Here is a 16,613-nt window from a genome sequence, read left to right as displayed (position 1 = left end):
GCTGAACGGAGAGAGCGATGCAGTTCGATGTCGTGACGCTCTTTCCCGAGATGTTCCGCGCGCTGACCGACTGGGGCATCACCAGCCGGGCGGCGAAGCAGGAGCGCTACGCGCTGCGCACGTGGAATCCACGCGATTTCACGACTGACAACTACCGCACGATCGACGATCGCCCCTACGGCGGCGGCCCCGGCATGGTGATGCTGGCGAGGCCGCTCGAAGCGGCGGTCGGGGCGGCGAAGGCCGCCCAGGCGCAAGCCGGCGTGGCCGCGCCGCGCGTGCTGCTGATGTCGCCGCAAGGCAAGCCGCTCACGCACGAGCGCGCCGTGCAGTTCGCGCAGGAGCCTGGTTTCGTGATTCTGTGCGGGCGCTACGAAGCGATCGACCAGCGTCTGGTTGACCGCTACGTGGACGAAGAAGTCAGCCTCGGCGACTTCGTGCTCTCGGGGGGCGAGTTGCCTGCCATGGCCTTGATGGACGCCGTGGTGCGACTGTTGCCGGGCGTGTTGAACGACGCGCTGTCGGCCGTGCAGGACAGCTTTGTCGACGGCTTGCTCGACTGCCCGCACTACACGCGGCCCGAGGAATACGACGGCGTGCGCGTACCCGATGTGCTGCTGGGCGGTCATCACGCGGAAATCGAGCAGTGGCGTCGCCGCGAGGCGCTGCGCAATACGTGGAACAAACGGCCCGATCTGATCGAGCGGGCCAGGAAGAACAAGATGTTGAGCCGTGCCGACGAGGCATGGCTCGCTAGTCTCGCGAAGGGTCCGGACGAAGCGTAAGGCTTCGGGCGGGTGCGCCGCGAGGCGCCCAAGGCGGTGCCGCTTCATGCGTGAACGGCGCCAGTTGTGAATCCATCCTCTATCGGGGCCGTAGTTGCCAGGATTGCTTGCAGCGAATCCCGGCGCAGGTACGAACGCCGACATGATGGCTTACGGAGTCAGTCAATGAATCTGATCGAAAAACTCGAGCAGGAAGAAATCCAGCGCGTGCTGGGCGAGAAGACCATCCCCGAATTCGCCCCGGGCGACACGGTGATCGTCAACGTGAACGTGGTTGAAGGTAACCGCAAGCGCGTTCAGGCATACGAAGGCGTCGTGATCGCAAAGCGTAACCGCGGTCTGAACTCGTCGTTCATCGTGCGCAAGATCTCGTCGGGTGAAGGCGTCGAGCGTACGTTCCAGACGTACTCGCCGCTGCTCGCCAGCATCGTCGTGAAGCGTCGCGGTGACGTCCGTCGCGCGAAGCTGTACTACCTGCGCAACCTGTCGGGCAAGAAGGCTCGTATCAAGGAAAAGCTGGTGTCGAAAGACCGCGCAGCCGCTCCGGTCGAGCAGGCGTAAAAGCTGTAAGAAAAAAGCACCCTTCGGGGTGCTTTTTTTGTTTTGGACGCAAAATGTCGCTCTAACCAGGCCGTGTCCGTGCGTCCGGCACCGGTCGTTTGCCGGCAGTCCCCAGCGGAGGCGACGACAGCGAGGACGCAGCCGGCAAGATTCGCACCCGAGCGTGTGCGTGTGATTCGAGAGATCCGTTGATCCGTCCAGTTTTTGAACCCGAAAGCCTGCCGATCGAATCGACAGGTGCCAGTCTGCCGCTGGTTGCCGCCGAGCGGCTCACCCCGGATGGCCTGCGCGCGCGCTTCGAAACGCGTCTGCCGTGGGACCCCGAGCCCCAGGACCCCCGTCTTGCCGACTTGCGCGATCCGCGCGAAGCCGCGGTGCTGGTGCCGCTCGCCATGCGCGAAGCGGGCCTGACCGTGCTGCTCACGCAGCGCGCCGACAACCTCAGCAACCACGCGGGGCAGGTGAGCTTCCCCGGCGGCAGCCGCGAGCCTTCGGACGCGACGCCCGTCGCCGCAGCGCTGCGCGAGGCGCACGAAGAGGTACATCTCGACCCCGCGCGCGTGGAGGTGCTGGGTGCGCTGCCCGAGTATCTGACCGGCACGGGTTTTCGCGTGACCCCGGTGGTGGGTCTCGTGCACGAGCCGTTCAACTTGCACGCCGATACGCTCGAAGTGGCCGAGATCTTCGAAGTCCCGCTCAGCTTCCTCATGAACCCGGCGCATCATCAGGTGCGCGTGTTCCGCTGGGAGGGCGGAGAGCGACGCTTTTTCGCCATGCCCTATCCGGCCGCCCCGGACCGGGGCACGGGTGGCGCCGGTGGCACTGGCGGCACGCATTTCATCTGGGGTGCGACGGCGGCCATGCTGCGCAATTTCTACCGCTTTTTGCTGGCCTGACGGCAGCCGCAAAGGCAAGCGCGCCGATACGTCTATGCGCGGCAGTGTTGTGCGTTTGCCGCCCGGTGCGCTGGCACATCTGGCCCTGTGATATCTTTGCAGCAATTTTCCAATCCAAGCATCGCACGGCGCGTCGCATGACCTTCTTTTCCGTATTGCTGGCTCTCGTCATCGAACAGGTGCGGGCGCTTTCGCCGAACAACCCCGTGATGGGGCTCGTGCGCCTCAATGCGGAATGGGCCGCGCACGGCTTCGACGCGGGCAAGAAGAAACACGGCCTCATCGCCTGGCTCGTGGTCGTGCTGCCCTGGACGCTCGCCACGGCGCTCGTCTATTACGTGCTCTATCACATCAGTTTCGTGCTGGCGTTCCTGTGGAACGTGGTGGTGGTCTACTTCACGCTCGGTTTCCGGCAGTTCAGCCATTACTTCACCGATATCCACCTCGCGCTGAACAACGACGACGTGCCGCGCGCCCGCGAAATCCTGCGCGAATGGACCGGTCTCGACACGACCGACATGCCCGTGAGCGAAATCGTGCGCCACACGCTGATTCATGCCGTGGTGGCGTCGCACCGTCACGTGTTCGGCGTGTTCTTCTGGTTCCTCGTGCCGATCGGCCCAGCCGGCGCCGTGCTGTACCGCCTCTCCGAATATCTGGCGCGCGAATGGTCGCGGCCCGCCGACGAGCGCAGCGAACTGTTCTCGAATTTCGCGCAGCACGTGTTTTTCGTGATCGACTGGGTGCCGGCGCGGCTCACGTCGCTGGGCTTTGCCATCGTCGGCAATTTCGAGGACGCGATCTACGCCTGGCGCAACCACGCGAACCAGTGGCCCGACACCAACGAAGGCGTGCTGCTCGCGGCCGGCAGCGGTGCACTGGGCGCGCGGCTCTCGGGCCCGCTCGCCGAGCCGTCCAGCCTCGACGCGCTCGCCACGCCCGGCGAGGGCGGCCCGTACACGGTCGGCGACGACTGCACGCCGCGGACGCTGCAATCGGCTGTGGGCCTCGTCTGGCGTGCCGTGATCCTGTGGATGATCCTGCTGCTCATGCTCACCATCGCCGTGTGGTTCTGATCGGCCGGCAGGGCATTCCACGCGTTTCCGACACCAAAGCAGAAGGCCCGCTCGAAAGAGCGGGCCTTCTGCTTGGGTGCGTTCGCCGTCGCGTTTTCACTCGTCGCGGATGTCGCGTTCCCGCCCGCACTGCCAGCACACCGTGAACTGTGCCTCCAGCGTCTCGCCGCACGCCGGGCAGTGCCAGGCGGGTGCGCCGGCCGGCGGCCCGCTGCGCGCCTCGTCGATCAGGCGCAGCGCCAGTTTCTCGTCGCGTTCGTCCACGAGCCACAGTTCCGGCGCGCACTGCTCGGCCGGAATCTCGCCCATCGCGCCGCTCAGATAGCGGTTGTGCAACTCGCACGGCACGCCGGCCGTGGCGAGGATGTTCATCCAGTGCTGGGCGACCAGCAGATTCGGAGCGCGCACGAGCCTGAGCATGGTGTGAGCGCCTCTAGCGCACGATCTGGCTGATCTCGTGCATCAACTGGGCATAGAGCGCGTGGCGCTCCGGCGCAATGCGCCCGTCTTCCACGGCTGCGAGAATCGCGCAGCCCGGCTCGTGCAGGTGATGGCAGTTGTAGAAGCGGCAGTGGGCGAGGAGCGGCCGGAACTCGGGGAACGCGCGTTCGAGCTTGCCTTCCGTGAGGTGATAGAGGCCGAATTCCTGGAAGCCCGGCGAATCGATCAGCGCGCCCGCTTCGGTCCCTTCTTTGACGTCGTCCTCGGGGCTATCCCCCGGCAGCCTGTAGAGCCGCGTGAACGTGGTGGTGTGGCGGCCGCTGTTGAGCGCCGTCGAGATCTCGCGCGTGGCCGCTTCGGCGTCGGGAATCAGCAGGTTCACGAGCGTCGATTTCCCCATGCCCGACTGGCCCAGCAGGATCGTCGAATGGCCGTGCAGATGCCCGGCGAGCGCTTCGCGCGCGGCCTCCGGCTGCCCCTTCACGGAAAGCTCGAGCACCGTGTAGCCGAGCGCGCGGTAGCGTTCGAGCCGCTCGCGCGCGAGCGGCAACGCGGCTTCCACGTCGATCTTGTTGAGCACGATGAGGGGCTTCAGGCCGTTCGCTTCGGCGGCCACGAGCGCGCGGCCGAGCAGGTCTTCGCTGAAGTGCGGCTCGGTGGCGAGCACGATCAGGAGCTGATCGAGGTTCGCCGCGAAGAGCTTCGACTTGAACTGGTCGGAGCGGTAGAGCAGGTTGCGCCGCTCGCCGATCGCGACGATCACGCCCTGGTCGGCCGAGGTCGATTGATACTCGACGCGGTCGCCCACGGCCACCTCGCTCTTCTTGCCGCGCGGAAAACACTGCAGCGGCGCACCGCCGCCTTCGGGGGCGACGAGGTAGTGGCGGCCGTGCGCGGCGATCACGATCCCCTGCAGCGTCTCGCCCGCCGAGCGCGACGAGCCCGCCGGGGAGGTGCCTTTCGCGGTCCCCTTCGTTGCGCGCCGGTTCATGCGTGCGCGAGCAGGCGGTCGATCCGCTGCGAAGCCGGCGGATGCGAATAGTAGAACGCCGTATAGAGCGGATCGGGCGTGAGCGTCGAGGCGTTGTCCTCGTAAAGCTTCACGAGTGCGTTGACGAGCTGCTGCGCGTCGGTCTGCGTGGCCGCGAAGGCGTCGGCCTCGAATTCGTGCTTGCGCGAGCTTAGACTGCCGAGCGGTGTGACGAAGAAGAGGAACACCGGCACGGCGATGAAGAACAGCACGAGCGCGAGCCCTTCGTTGCCGCCGAGCAGCGAGGGTCGCACGCCGAGCCCTTCGTAGAACCACACGCATTGCGAGAGCCAGCCGAGCAGTGCGAGCAACGCGAGGCTGATCGCGAAGGTCACGAGCATGCGCTTGATCACATGGCGGCGCTTGAAGTGGCCGAGCTCGTGCGCGAGCACGGCTTCGATCTCGCTGCTGGAGAGGCGCGCGAGCAGGGTGTCGAAGAACACGATGCGCTTGGCGGCGCCAAAGCCCGTGAAATAGGCATTGCCGTGCGCGGAGCGGCGGCTGCCGTCCATCACGAAAAGGCCCTTGGCCGCGAAACCGCAGCGCTGCATGAGCGCCTCGATGCGCGAGCGCAGGGCTTCGTCCTTGAGCGGCTCGAACTTGTTGAAGAGCGGCGCGATGAAGGTGGGGTAGAGCACCAGCACGAGCATCTGGAAGCCCACCCACACGCCCCAGGTCCACAGCCACCAGAGGCTGCCGGCCTGCTTCATGAGCCAGAGCACGACGAACAGGAGCGGAATGCCGAAGGCCGCGCCGATCAGCAGGCCCTTGATGCGATCCGCGAAGAAAATGCGCTTCGTCATGCGGTTAAAACCGAAGCGCTCTTCGATCACGAACTGGCGGTAGTAGTCGAGCGGCAGCTCCACGATGCCGCTGATGGCGAGCACGGCGCCGATCAGCGCGATCTGGCCGACATAGTCGCGCCCGAGCCAGTCGGAGAGCCCGAGATCGAGCGCCTGCACGCCGCCTAGCAGCGTGAGCGCGATCAGCACGACCGCGGAGAGCACGATCTCGATCATGCCAAGGCGGGTGCGCGCGACGGTGTAGTCGGCGGCGCGCTGGTGGGCGGCCAGCGGGATCGTGGCCGCGAACTGCGCGGGCACGGCGCCGCGGTGGGCGGCGACGAAGCGGGTCTGGCGCGAGGCGAGCCACAGTTTGGTCGCGACCATGGCGATCACTGCGATCACGAAGAGGGCGCTGAAGGTAAGCGCGGGGGACAAATTAGCCATCCGTGGGGTCCGTGGTATCTATGCGACAATTATATGTTCTTGTCGGCGGGTCGGCCGCAACTCGCCAGAATCGGGCGTTGCCGTGCCAGAACCGCGTCCTCACCGTATCCGGGTTGCTTCCATGACTGACATTACTTCCGCTACGACGGCCGGCCAGGCGCCGGCGCTCGAACGCACCGACATGAACCTGATCTGGCTCGACATGGAAATGACGGGGCTCGACCCCGACAGCGACCGGATCATCGAAATCGCCGTGGTGGTGACGAATTCGAATCTCGACAAGCTGGTGGAAGGCCCGGTGCTGGCGATCCATCAGCCGGAGGCGGAACTCGATCGCATGGACGAATGGAACCGCAACACGCACGGCCGCTCGGGGCTGATCGAGCGCGTGCGCGCGTCGACGGTGACCGAGGAGAGCGCTACCGAGCAATTGCTGGCGTTCCTTTCGCAATACGTGCCGCCGGGCAAATCGCCGATGTGCGGCAACTCGATCTGCCAGGACCGCCGCTTCATGGCGCGCTGGATGCCCACGCTCGAGCGCTTCTTCCACTATCGCAATCTCGACGTGAGCACCCTCAAGGAGCTGTGCCGCCGCTGGCAGCCGGCCATCTACAAGGGCTTCCAGAAGCGCGCCATGCACACGGCGCTGGCCGATATCCACGAGTCGATCGACGAACTCAAGTACTACCGCGAGCATTTCCTCGTGCCGGCCGCGAGCCAGGCGCCGACAGGGGAAGCGGCGCAATAAGCTGCGCTTCCCGATCTCGATCGGGCAGGGCGCCGGGCGCCCTGCCTGCGTCGCGTCTCACGCACGCGGCGGCCGCTGCGCGCTCTTCGGCCGGAACGCCGTCACGACATCCGGATCGGTTTCGATATACGGGCCGCCGATCAGGTCGATGCAGTACGGCACCGCCGCGAAGATGCCCGGCACCTTCACGGCGCCGGTTTCGTCGCGCAGGCCTTCCAGCGTTTCCTTGATCGATTTCGGCTGTCCCGGCAGATTGACGATCAGCGCGGCGTGATCCGCGGTTTCGCGGATCACCGCGACCTGGCGCGAGAGGATCGCGGTCGGCACGAAATTCAGGCTGATCTGGCGCATCTGCTCGCCGAATCCCGGCATTTCCTTTGTCGCCACCGCGAGCGTGGCCTCGGGCGTCACGTCGCGGCGTGCGGGGCCGGTGCCGCCCGTGGTCAGCACGAGGTCGCAGCCGAGGCCGTCCACGAGGGCGGTGAGCGTGGCCGAGATCGTGGCCGCGTCGTCGTGGATCAGGCGCGTTTCCGCGCGCCACGGCGATTTGAGCGCGAGACCCAGCCACGCCTCGAGTGCCGGAATGCCCTTGTCCTCGTACACGCCGGCCGTGGCGCGGTCGCTGACCGATACGAGGCCGATGACCAGTTCATCCGGGTGGGCGCGCTCAGGCTTCGTCATGATCCTCGTCCTCGCTCGCGTCGTGGGCGGGCTCGGCCTCGTCGTCCGGGCTGCCGCTCACGGTCTTGATCCACTGGAACAGTTCGCGGAAATACTTCGGCGGGCGCCCCTGCTGCTGCTCGCGGCGCACGTTGCGGATCAGCGTGCGGCCTTCCTGGACGTCGGCGGCGGGATATTGGCGCAGGAACTCGGTGAGCGCGGCGTCGTCGGCGAGCAGCTTTTCGCGCGTGCGCTCGATCCAGTGCAGGCGCGCCGTGGCGGCCTTGTTCACGCCCCGGTACTCCTCGAACGCGGTGCGCAGCGCGGCGACTTCGTCTTCGGTCAGGCCGCGCATCATGCGGCCCACGTACTGGAGCTGGCGGCGCTTGCCTTCGTGGTCGGTGATGCGGCGCGCCTCGTGGACGGCGTCCGAGAGGTCCTCGGTCATCGGCATGCGCTTGAGCGCGTCCTTGGGCAGCTCGACGAGCGCCGTGCCCAGTTCCTGGAGCGCGGTCATTTCGCGTTTGAGCTGCGATTTGCTCGGGCGATCGTAGCCGTTGTCGTCCTGGTCGGCAGCGGCCTCGTTCATCGGTTGAATGCGGGTTTTGCGTTTCATGGGCGATATTGTAGCGTGCGCACACGCCGGCGCCGGGCGCAGGCGTCCGGGCGCGATCCGGCGGGCGATGGGGATGGCCGGTGAGGACGGCCGGTGGGGTGGCCGATGGGGACGGGCCGGGCACCCCGCGGGCCGGACAAACCCCAGTCCGGTGCGCGGGCTCATACCTTGCTATGATCGCGGGATGCGCCCACGAGGCGACTCATCCGATACACGACACGTCACCAGAGGGCCCGCGAGGCCCGGAACCGGACCGTAACGACAATGGCAGCAGACATCGAAGCCCGGCAGCGCTTTTTCCCGCACACCCAGGACGAACTGAAGGAGATCGCGTCGGACATCCTCCGTCACGCGAAGGCGCTCGGTGCGAGCGACGCGGCAACGGAAATCTCCGAAGGCGACGGCCTTTCTGTGTCCGTGCGGCGCGGCGAAGTCGAGACCATCGAACACAACCGCGACAAGATGGTCGGCGTGACCGTCTATATCGGCAACAAGCGCGGCAATGCGAGCACCTCGGACTTTTCGCGCGAGGCGCTCAAGGACACGGTGGCGGCCGCCTACAACATCGCGCGCTTCACCGCCGACGACGACTGCGCCGGCCTCGCCGAGCGCGACCTGCTCGAGACGACGCCGCGCGACCTCGACCTCTATCACCCGTGGAATCTCTCGGCCGAGGAGGCCGTGGAGATCGCGCGCCGCGCCGAAGACGCCGCGTTCGCGACCGACCCGCGCGTGAAGAATTCGGAAGGCGCGAGCGTTTCCGCCCAGCATTCGCAGTTCGTGCTCGCAACGTCGGGCGGCTTCCTGCACGGTTATCCGTACTCGCGCCACTACATCTCGTGCGCGCCGATCGCAGGCGTGGGCCGCAACATGCAGCGCGACGACTGGTACACCTCGCGGCGCAGCGCGAGCGAGCTGGCCTCGCCCGAGGCTGTGGGCCGCTACGCCGCCGAGCGCGCGCTCTCGCGCCTGAACGCCCGCGGACTCGACACGCGCAAGGTGCCGGTGCTGTTCGAGGCGCCGCTCGCGGCGGGGATTCTCGGCGCGTTCGTGCAGGCCACGAGCGGCGGCGCGCTCTATCGCAAGACCTCGTTCCTCGTCGATAGCCTCGGCAAGCCGGTGTTCGCACCGCATATCCAGATCGTCGAGGACCCGCACGTGCCGCGCGCCGCGGGCAGCGCGCCGTTCGACGAAGAGGGCGTGCGCACGCATCGCCGCGAAGTCGTGAAGGACGGCGTCGTGCAGGGCTATTTCCTCTCGTCGTATTCGGCGCGCAAGCTCGGCATGCAGACCACCGGCAACGCCGGCGGCTCGCACAACCTGCAACTGAAGAGCTCGCTCACGCAGCCCGGCGACGACTTCGAAGCGATGCTCAAGAAGCTCGGCACGGGTCTCTTGCTGACCGAGCTGATGGGGCAGGGCGTGAACTTCGTGACGGGCGACTATTCGCGCGGCGCCTCGGGCTTCTGGGTGGAGAACGGCAAGATCCAGTACCCGGTGGAGGAGATCACGGTGGCCTCCACCCTGCAGGAGATGTTCCGCCACATCGTCGCGGTGGGTGCCGATACGCTCGCGCGCGGCACGCGGCAAACCGGCTCGGTGCTCATCGAGCGCATGACGGTGGCAGGGCAGTAACGCACGATTCTGTTGCAGCTTGCGGGCTGCAACATCGCCATGAACGACAACGGCACGCTTTTGCGTGCCGTTGTCGCATCTGCGGGAGGAAAAGCTAGTCGCGCCGTTCGTAGGTCACGAAGGCGAAGTCGAAATCGTTCGGCGCATGCGCGTGCAGCGTTTCGCGCGAGCTCTCGCGCCAGTGCGCGGGATCGGGGGCGGGGAAGTGGGCGTCGCCTTCGAAGTCGGCGGAAATTTCCGTCACGATGAGCTTGTGCGCGAGCGCGAGCCCTTCTTCGTAGAGCTGGGCGCCGCCGATCAGAAAGGCCTCGGGTGCCTGATCCTGCGCCGCGAGCGCGAGCGCTTCGTCGAGGCTCGTGGCCGTGTCGCAGCCGGGAAAGCGTTTTGTGGCGTCGCGCGTCACGACGATGTTGCGGCGCCCGGGCAGCGCGCGGCCGATCGACTGATGGGTCTTGCGGCCCATCACGATGGGCGCGCCCATGGTCGTGCGCTTGAAGAACGCGAGGTCCTCGGGCAGGCGCCAGGGCAGGGCGTTGTCGCGGCCGATCACGCCGTTGCGGGCGCGCGCGACGATCAGGGTGAGCGTCGTCATCGAGTGAGTCGAAGTGGAGGTCATCCGCCCGATTCTACCCGACGCCGCTCATCCGGCTTCGCGGCACCCCGCCCACCCGGCGCTACTCCTGATTCTCGACCGGCGGCTCCGGCTGGTTCTCCGCCTCGCCCACGAAGATCGTCTTCTCGTCGCGCAGCCCGTGGGTGCCCATCAGCCGATACAGCGTCACGCGCGAGATGCCGAGGTCCGCGGCCGCCTCGGTGAGACGGTGGCGGTGGCGCAGCAGCGCCGCCTCGATGGCACGCTTTTCGGCCGCCTCGCGGGCCTGCGCGAGCGTCACGGTCTGCTGTTCGGTGAACTGCGCGAGGTCGAGATCCTCGGCTGCGATCAGCTTGCTTTCGGCCATCACGATGGCGCGCCGCACGCGGTTGATGAGCTCGCGCACGTTGCCGGGCCAGTTGTAGTTGTACATGGCCTCGATCGCGTCGGGCGTGAAGCCGCGGATCTTGCGCGAGCTGTCCATCTTGAACTTGTGCAGCACGTGATGCGCGAGGATTTCGATGTCCTTGCCGCGCGCGCGCAGCGGCGGCTCGTCCACGCGCAGCACGCACAGGCGGTGGAACAGGTCGGCGCGGAAGCGTCCTTCGCGCATCGCTGCTTCGAGATCGACGTGGGTGGCCGAAATGATGCGCACGTCCACGGGAATCTGCTCGTGGCCGCCGAGGCGCTCGATCTTGCCTTCCTGGAGAAAGCGCAAGAGGCTCGCCTGGCTTTCCATCGGCAGGTCGCCGATTTCGTCGAGAAAGAGCGTGCCGCCGTTGGCGGCTTCCACGCGCCCGATCTTGCGCTGGTTCGCGCCCGTGAACGCGCCGCGCTCGTAGCCGAACAGTTCGGATTGCAGAAGATGATGCGGGATCGCGCCGCAGTTGATCGGCACGAACGACGACTTGCGCCGCTGCGAGCGCTCGTGGATCGCGAGCGCGGTCAGCTCCTTGCCGGTGCCCGACTCGCCGGAGATGAACACGGTGGCGTCGGTGTTCGCCACCTTGCGGATCGTGCGAAAGAGCTGCTGCATCGCTTCGCAGGTGCCCACCATCTCGTCTTCGTCGTGGTTCGCGGCCGTGGGGGCCGCGGGCGCGTCGAGATCGCACAGCACCACCATGCCGAACGCGTGGCCCACGAGGTAGTCGAGCGTGGCGTTCGTGACGGGCAGATGGACATAGTCGAAGCAGAAGTGGCGGATCAGCCGCCGCACTTCGGGGTCGGTGAGGCGCGCCGTGTCGGTGAGCGCGATCCAGCCCACCTGCTGCAGCCGCAGCACCGCCTCGATGCCGCCGAAGTCGCGCGGCGCGAAGCCGGTGAGATCGACGATGCCGGCACACGCGGTATCGGGCTTCACGATGCGCGAGGCTTCGTGCGCCGTGCGCGCCATCGCGAGATCCCAGCCGCGGCTCTTCAGGTAGGCGACGAGCGCCGGGTCCGGCGTGCGGGCGAGATAGAGCAGGGTGCGTTCGGGTTCCGCGGCGGGCCGCACCCCGGATTCGCTGGATTCGCCGGACGCGTCGGGTCCGGCGAGCGGTGCGGCCGCCTCCGGCGGCGGCGCCACGGAAAGCCGCTGGCCCGCCCCGGCGAAAGGCGTCACGGTAGCGCTCAGGTGAGAGGTTTCGCGCACGATCGACCTCATGGATCAGAAGGTATAGGGGAAACGCACACCGACGACGAAGTTCGGCGCGTCGGGCGTGAGGCCCACCGCAACCGCGCCGTTGATCGTCAGGTGTTTGTTCACCACGTGATTCAGACCGAAGTTCAGCGTCGAAGCGGTGGTCTGGCTGCCGGGCACGCCGGTCCAGGCGCCGCCCGGCGACTTGGTCTTGGACTCCGGTTCGATCGCCATGGTATAGGAGATGCTGGCCGAGTCCTTGTCCGAGAACGCGAGTGCGACGCCGCCGCCGAACTGGATGATGTCGCCGAGTTTCACGTCGGCGGGTTCGGTCTGCCCGACCACCGACGAGATGTCGGCGAACGAGCGCGAAATGTTGTACGTGTACGAGAAGCTGCCGAACAGCACGACCGGGTCGTAGGTCTTCAGCACCGAGAGCCCGGCCGTCACGTTCCAGAAGCCGGTGCCGGAGGGCAGCTTGTCGGGCGCGACGAGGTTGGTGTTGTCGCCGTCCACCTGCTGCACCTTGATGCCGAATGGCGAGCTGCCGGTGTCGCTCTTCACGCGCAGGCTGCCGACCACGTCGGGCAGGTTGTTGGTTTCCTTCAGGAACTGGTAGTAGACCCCGAAGTTCACGTCGCCGATGTCGCTCGAATTGGCCGAGGCGTCGGAGAGCGTGCTCGCGGCGCCGCCCGCGCCGCCCACGATGAAGGTGCTGTGCCGGTAGATGTAGGGCACGTCCACGTCGACGCTGATCCGGTCGGTGAGGCCGTAGCGCACGTCGAGGTCGGCCATCAGCTGGTGAGACTTGGTCTCGCCGAGGTTGATGTTGCCGAGGAAGATCGCATCGAGCGCGAGGAAGCCCGAGAGCTGCAGCTGGCGCCGGTCGTAGTAGGTATCGCTGATCCCCCAGTCGAGCGTGAGCTTGTGGTCGAAGAGCGGCGCTTCCTCGCGCTGCACGACGGCCTGCTCGGCGTCGGTGCGGGCCGGCTGGGCCGCTTTCTGCGTTTCGCCGACCGTGGGGTTCGCGGGGTTCACGCCCACGGGCGCGCCCTGCTGCGGGCCGCTCGAGGCCGAGCCGCCGGTGGCGCCATTGGTCTGCCCGGCGTCGGGCGAAGGCGGGTTGACGGGCACGCCCGTGGCCGTGCCCGTGAGCGAGCCCGGCGCGGTGGCGCCCGGCAGCGCCTGGGCGAGCGGCGGCAGCGGGACGGGCAGGCCGTCCGCGCCGGGCTGCTCGGCCACGGCCGCGTCGGAGGCGGCGTCGGGCGCGCCCGCGCCCGGCAGGCCGCGTCCGCGTTGCGACATCTCCAGATTCGTGACCTGGCGCTCGAGCGACTGGATCTGCTTTTGCTGCTCGTCGACCACCCGCATGAGCGTATTCAGGCGGTCCTCGATCGACTGGTTCTGAAGCTCCTGCGCGCCCACCGACTGCGCGAGCGCGAACAGCATGGCGGCTGCGGGTATAGCCGCGAGCTTCAGGCGCGGCTTGCCCGACCTCTTCATCGTGTTCATTCTTGTATCCCCCCGGGTTTTCAGACGGGCGCGTGCCGGTCTCTCCGGCTTGGCGCCCGCTTACAACCATGCTTCGTTGATGCTGCCGTACTCACTGCCTGCGGGTCTCTCGCCCGCGCCGGTGTCTCCTCCTTAGTGGATGTTGCGCAGCGCCTGTAGTACGCCGGTCTGCCGGATCATGGCGGCGTTCATCTGCTGCGTCTGCAGACTCAACGCCAGTTGATTGGAGACCTGCTGGTTATTGCCTGCGATCTGGAGCAACTGGGCGATCGCGCCGGCCTGTTGCGCACTGCCCGGCACGATGCTCTGCGTCGCGATGCCGGCAGGTGTCTGCACCGACACGTTGATGCTGTTATTGGCGAACGTGATGCCCGCGGTTATGTTGCCGTTCGCATTCGTTGCAAATGCACTCGACTGGTTGCTGGCGCCCGCAATGTTGGCGAGTTGCTGGGCGTTGTTGCTGTAGTCGATGGTCGCGCCGTTGACGCCGACGTTGCCGTTGCCGGCGACCTGCGTGACCTGCGAGATACCGTTGACGGCCACGTTCTGGCCGCCCGTCGCGCTCGCGTTGGGATTGGCGCCGCTGTTATGGGGGTTGTTGCCGCCCACCACGTTGGCATAGGTCTGGACCTGGGCGCTCAGCTGGTTGGAAGTGTTTTGCGCGACGCTGAGGGCGCCTTGCGCGACGGCCGTCGCGCCATTGGGCAATTGCCATTCAGAAAGCAGGTTCAGAACGAACCCGGAAATCATGTCGCTGCCGGCATACTTGCCGGTCTGGTGAGAGAGCACGTCGTCATCGACGGGCTGGCACTGAATGCTCTGTTGCGCGGCGGCGCCGGCCGAGAGGAAGGGCGGCAACGTCTGGGCTTCGATGCTTCCGGCGACAGGCGCACCGCTCGCATGGCTGCAGGCGAGCGCAACGAGCGCTGCCGTGACGCCATACTTTGAGAGGTTGCGTTTCATGGCTGGACTGTGACATCAGAACCATACGGCTTTTTCAAGGCCGTAATCGACAAAGGGGGTCGCCGCGGTGCCGTTCGTCAATGCACTGGCGCGCAGCTTGAGCGCGAGCGACTCGTTGTTCTGCAGTAAAGGCGAATCCTCCCTGAAGGGCTTGCCGAGCACGGCGAAGACGAGACCGTTCCAGGTCTTTGCGAAGTCGTCCTCGGACACGATGCGATTGCCCAGAGCGGGGTCGGCGAGGAACACGCGGCCGTTCTCGGCATGCTTCACGATCACGAAATGCTCGTAGCCGTCGATGTTCATCAGCACGAGCACGGGAATCTGCAGGTGGTAAAGCGCGTCGGCGTTGACGCGGAAGCCGCGCCCGCGCAGGCCGATCGTTTCGACGAACTTCTTCATGTCGAGCATCGAGAAGCCGTTCTTCACCACAACCTCCGGCGTCGAGTACACCATCATGCGGCGGATCAGTTCCACCTCGGGGATGTCGATGCCGTAGCCGTCCTTGAGGAGCGTCGCGAGTGCTGCTGCACCGCAGCTATAGTCGAATTGCTGGGTGACTATGCCGGAGTAGCGGATCTCCTTCATCGAGCGTATCGGCAGCTTCACCGGCACGCCAATGAGGTTAGTCGCATCGAGCACGGATTGTGCGTGGGCTGGCGCACACAACGCGCAAGCTGTTGCGAACGCAATGACACACGCTTTCGACGCCGGGAAGCGGTCGAGCCCGGGCATGGTGGTCTCCTGCTTGAGGTCGCGCCGGCCGCTGCAGTGGCGGCCGGCGCGGGTGGTGCCTTGTGAAGCGTCAGTTACTTCCCGGTTCCGACGGTCAGAGCCGCGATGGCGAGGCCATTGTGCTGCACGTTGCCAGCGCCGCCGGCGATGTTCACGCCGATGTTGCCGCTGGCACCGGCGAGCGCGCTGCCGGCCATCGAAGCGGTACCGCCGAACGAGCCGTTGAAGTTCAGGCTGGCTTCCTGGCTGTTCTGGTCGGTGGCGACCATCGCAGCGCCGGACGGAGCCGTCTTGTCGGTGCTGCTGGCGGCGGCGAGGCTGTTGTTCTGCACGTTGCCCACGCCCGCTGCGACGTTCACGCCGATGTTGCCGCTGGCGCCGGCGAGCACGTTGTTGCCGATCGAAGCCGTGACGTTGAAGTTCTTGATCGACGCATTGCCCGACGACTGCTGGCTGTTGAAGATCTGTGCGTTACCGAACACACTGCCCGCATCGATCATGGCAAGCGAAGCGTCGTTGCTCTGCACGTTGTCGACACCTTGCGTGATGTTGATGCCGACGTTGCCGGACACGCCCATCGCACCCGATCCGGCGTCGCCGATGTTCGCGTCGAGCGTACCGGTCGGGATGCCGTTGTAGTGCGTCGTGACCGAACCGGTCGTCGTTTCGTTCACGGTGTCGTCATGCGCGTTGAGGTTCCAGCGGGCGTTGACCGAAGCCGAGTTGACGGCGCCATACACGCTGTAGCCGCTCGACTGTTCGCCGGAGGCCTGATAGCCCGAGCCTTCGTTCGCCTGATAGCCCCACACCGAGCCCTGGCCCGAGCCTTCCGTGCCTTCGAAGTAGCCGCCGACACCCGAGCCCTTGGCATAGCTGGACGCGTTGTAGCCGGCGGAGAGGCCTCCGGCGATGTAGCCGCTGCCGCCGCTCTGGCCGGTCCACGGGTTGTAGTAGTGGGACGAGCCATACGTGACGCCGGCCTGGCCGCCTGCGGAGATGTGACCGCCCTGGCTCTGATTCGTGTTGTAGAAGTAGCCGCCGACGCCCGCGCTTTGCTGGCTATATTGGTAGCCGCCGCCGGCGGCGAACGCCGACTGGTTGCCATAGGCATAACCCGACGATTCCTGGGCGCCCTGGGCGCCGGCCGAAGCGCTGTACACCTTCGTCGTGATCGAGCCGGAGGCGCTGCCGCCTGCGTTGATCGACTGCTTCGTGTTGTCGAAGGTCGTCTTCACGGCGCCGGTGGTGTAGGTGCCGCTCGGCAGGTTCGGCGTGAGCGTCACGCCGTCCAGGTTGGCGCTTTGCGTGTTGTTGACGACGGCGCCGGTGGTGCTCGATACGCCGACGCAGCCATACAGCAGGACGCCGCCCCACACATCGACGCCTTCGTTGACGATCGTCGAGTTGAAGATGAACGGATCCTTCCAGCCGTGGGCGAAGACGCTGCCCGACGAGACCGCGAGAACTGCCGCAGCAATGAGAGTGCGCTTCATGATGTCGCTCCGATACTGATTGG

The 16,613-nt window shown here is 66.5% G+C and carries 17 protein-coding genes; 6 read left to right on the top strand and 11 right to left on the bottom strand.

Going from position 1 to position 16,613, the window contains the following annotated elements; genetic code table 11:
- The first annotated feature begins 17 nt into the window (after positions 1–17).
- From trmD to U5760_RS04725, 4 genes are all read left to right on the top strand, one after another.
- Positions 18–785, top strand: a complete 768-nt coding sequence (gene trmD / locus U5760_RS04740) for a tRNA (guanosine(37)-N1)-methyltransferase TrmD (protein ID WP_322009919.1) — start codon at positions 18–20, stop codon at positions 783–785.
- A gap of 165 nt (positions 786–950) precedes the next feature.
- Complete coding sequence (rplS, locus tag U5760_RS04735; RefSeq protein ID WP_322009918.1) at positions 951–1,346, top strand: 50S ribosomal protein L19; 396 nt, start codon at positions 951–953, stop codon at positions 1,344–1,346.
- 188 nt (positions 1,347–1,534) lie between these two features.
- Positions 1,535–2,242, top strand: coding sequence for a CoA pyrophosphatase (locus tag U5760_RS04730; RefSeq protein ID WP_322009916.1), 708 nt, complete (start codon positions 1,535–1,537; stop codon positions 2,240–2,242).
- A 137-nt stretch (positions 2,243–2,379) separates the two neighbouring features.
- Positions 2,380–3,318 (top strand): CobD/CbiB family protein, encoded by a 939-nt coding sequence (locus U5760_RS04725; protein ID WP_322009915.1) that lies wholly within the window; start codon positions 2,380–2,382, stop codon positions 3,316–3,318.
- 96 nt (positions 3,319–3,414) lie between these two features.
- Here U5760_RS04725 and U5760_RS04720 read toward each other — a convergent pair whose 3' ends face one another.
- The 3 genes from U5760_RS04720 to U5760_RS04710 are packed head-to-tail and all read right to left on the bottom strand — an operon-like array spanning position 3,415 to position 6,018.
- Positions 3,415–3,738 (bottom strand): DUF2007 domain-containing protein, encoded by a 324-nt coding sequence (locus U5760_RS04720; protein ID WP_322009914.1) that lies wholly within the window; start codon positions 3,736–3,738, stop codon positions 3,415–3,417.
- A 13-nt stretch (positions 3,739–3,751) separates the two neighbouring features.
- A complete protein-coding gene (rsgA, locus tag U5760_RS04715) occupies positions 3,752–4,750 on the bottom strand; it encodes a ribosome small subunit-dependent GTPase A (protein WP_322009913.1) in 999 nt (332 codons plus the stop codon).
- A complete protein-coding gene (locus U5760_RS04710; RefSeq protein ID WP_322009912.1) occupies positions 4,747–6,018 on the bottom strand; it encodes a M48 family metallopeptidase in 1,272 nt (423 codons plus the stop codon). The genes rsgA and U5760_RS04710 overlap by 4 nt, the downstream gene beginning before the upstream one ends.
- 121 nt (positions 6,019–6,139) lie before the next feature.
- Between U5760_RS04710 and orn the strand changes: the two genes are divergently transcribed.
- Entirely contained in the window at positions 6,140–6,766 is a 627-nt protein-coding gene (gene orn, locus U5760_RS04705; protein WP_322009911.1) for an oligoribonuclease, read from the top strand.
- A 57-nt stretch (positions 6,767–6,823) separates the two neighbouring features.
- Here the strand turns inward: orn and mog are convergent, their stop codons facing one another.
- Together mog and yjgA are read right to left on the bottom strand one after the other, a co-directional pair.
- On the bottom strand, positions 6,824–7,447 hold the full coding sequence (gene mog, locus U5760_RS04700; protein ID WP_322009909.1) for a molybdopterin adenylyltransferase: 624 nt from the start codon (positions 7,445–7,447) through the stop codon (positions 6,824–6,826).
- A complete protein-coding gene (yjgA, locus tag U5760_RS04695; RefSeq protein ID WP_322009908.1) occupies positions 7,434–8,042 on the bottom strand; it encodes a ribosome biogenesis factor YjgA in 609 nt (202 codons plus the stop codon). The genes mog and yjgA overlap by 14 nt, the downstream gene beginning before the upstream one ends.
- Positions 8,043–8,306: 264 nt before the next feature.
- Between yjgA and pmbA the strand changes: the two genes are divergently transcribed.
- Positions 8,307–9,677, top strand: a complete 1,371-nt coding sequence (pmbA, locus tag U5760_RS04690) for a metalloprotease PmbA (protein ID WP_322009906.1) — start codon at positions 8,307–8,309, stop codon at positions 9,675–9,677.
- 94 nt (positions 9,678–9,771) lie between these two features.
- On the opposite strand, the gene U5760_RS04685 is transcribed toward pmbA, so the two are convergent.
- The 6 genes from U5760_RS04685 to U5760_RS04660 all read right to left on the bottom strand — a co-directional run bounded on the left by U5760_RS04685 (position 9,772) and on the right by U5760_RS04660 (position 16,590).
- Positions 9,772–10,269, bottom strand: a complete 498-nt coding sequence (locus U5760_RS04685) for a dihydrofolate reductase (protein WP_322010044.1) — start codon at positions 10,267–10,269, stop codon at positions 9,772–9,774.
- An 82-nt stretch (positions 10,270–10,351) separates the two neighbouring features.
- Positions 10,352–11,902, bottom strand: coding sequence for a sigma-54 dependent transcriptional regulator (locus tag U5760_RS04680; protein WP_322009905.1), 1,551 nt, complete (start codon positions 11,900–11,902; stop codon positions 10,352–10,354).
- A 15-nt stretch (positions 11,903–11,917) separates the two neighbouring features.
- Entirely contained in the window at positions 11,918–13,393 is a 1,476-nt protein-coding gene (locus tag U5760_RS04675) for a hypothetical protein (protein WP_415914044.1), read from the bottom strand.
- A gap of 141 nt (positions 13,394–13,534) precedes the next feature.
- Positions 13,535–14,365, bottom strand: coding sequence for a peptidase C39 (locus U5760_RS04670; RefSeq protein ID WP_322009902.1), 831 nt, complete (start codon positions 14,363–14,365; stop codon positions 13,535–13,537).
- Positions 14,366–14,380: 15 nt separating this feature from the next.
- Positions 14,381–15,097, bottom strand: coding sequence for a C39 family peptidase (locus tag U5760_RS04665; protein ID WP_322009900.1), 717 nt, complete (start codon positions 15,095–15,097; stop codon positions 14,381–14,383).
- Positions 15,098–15,171: 74 nt separating this feature from the next.
- Positions 15,172–16,590, bottom strand: a complete 1,419-nt coding sequence (locus tag U5760_RS04660) for a hypothetical protein (RefSeq protein WP_322009898.1) — start codon at positions 16,588–16,590, stop codon at positions 15,172–15,174.
- Positions 16,591–16,613 lie beyond the last annotated feature (23 nt).

The organism is Paraburkholderia sp. J12, from assembly GCF_905220215.1.
Classification (GTDB): Bacteria; Pseudomonadota; Gammaproteobacteria; order Burkholderiales; family Burkholderiaceae; genus Paraburkholderia.
This window is presented reverse-complemented; position numbering and strand designations above follow the sequence as displayed.

Bases quoted from the DNA above. Each gene is read 5' to 3' on its own strand.
- trmD (WP_322009919.1), top strand. From the start codon at position 18: ATGCAGTTCGATGTCGTGACGCTCTTTCCCGAGATGTTCCGCGCGCTG.
- rplS (WP_322009918.1), top strand. From the start codon at position 951: ATGAATCTGATCGAAAAACTCGAGCAGGAAGAAATCCAGCGCGTGCTG.
- U5760_RS04725 (WP_322009915.1), top strand. From the start codon at position 2,380: ATGACCTTCTTTTCCGTATTGCTGGCTCTCGTCATCGAACAGGTGCGG.
- U5760_RS04720 (WP_322009914.1), bottom strand. From the start codon at position 3,738: ATGCTCAGGCTCGTGCGCGCTCCGAATCTGCTGGTCGCCCAGCACTGG.
- rsgA (WP_322009913.1), bottom strand. From the start codon at position 4,750: ATGAACCGGCGCGCAACGAAGGGGACCGCGAAAGGCACCTCCCCGGCG.
- U5760_RS04710 (WP_322009912.1), bottom strand. From the start codon at position 6,018: ATGGCTAATTTGTCCCCCGCGCTTACCTTCAGCGCCCTCTTCGTGATC.
- orn (WP_322009911.1), top strand. From the start codon at position 6,140: ATGACTGACATTACTTCCGCTACGACGGCCGGCCAGGCGCCGGCGCTC.
- mog (WP_322009909.1), bottom strand. From the start codon at position 7,447: ATGACGAAGCCTGAGCGCGCCCACCCGGATGAACTGGTCATCGGCCTC.
- yjgA (WP_322009908.1), bottom strand. From the start codon at position 8,042: ATGAAACGCAAAACCCGCATTCAACCGATGAACGAGGCCGCTGCCGAC.
- pmbA (WP_322009906.1), top strand. From the start codon at position 8,307: ATGGCAGCAGACATCGAAGCCCGGCAGCGCTTTTTCCCGCACACCCAG.
- U5760_RS04685 (WP_322010044.1), bottom strand. From the start codon at position 10,269: ATGACGACGCTCACCCTGATCGTCGCGCGCGCCCGCAACGGCGTGATC.
- U5760_RS04675 (WP_415914044.1), bottom strand. From the start codon at position 13,393: ATGAAGAGGTCGGGCAAGCCGCGCCTGAAGCTCGCGGCTATACCCGCA.
- U5760_RS04670 (WP_322009902.1), bottom strand. From the start codon at position 14,365: ATGAAACGCAACCTCTCAAAGTATGGCGTCACGGCAGCGCTCGTTGCG.
- U5760_RS04665 (WP_322009900.1), bottom strand. From the start codon at position 15,097: ATGCCCGGGCTCGACCGCTTCCCGGCGTCGAAAGCGTGTGTCATTGCG.
- U5760_RS04660 (WP_322009898.1), bottom strand. From the start codon at position 16,590: ATGAAGCGCACTCTCATTGCTGCGGCAGTTCTCGCGGTCTCGTCGGGC.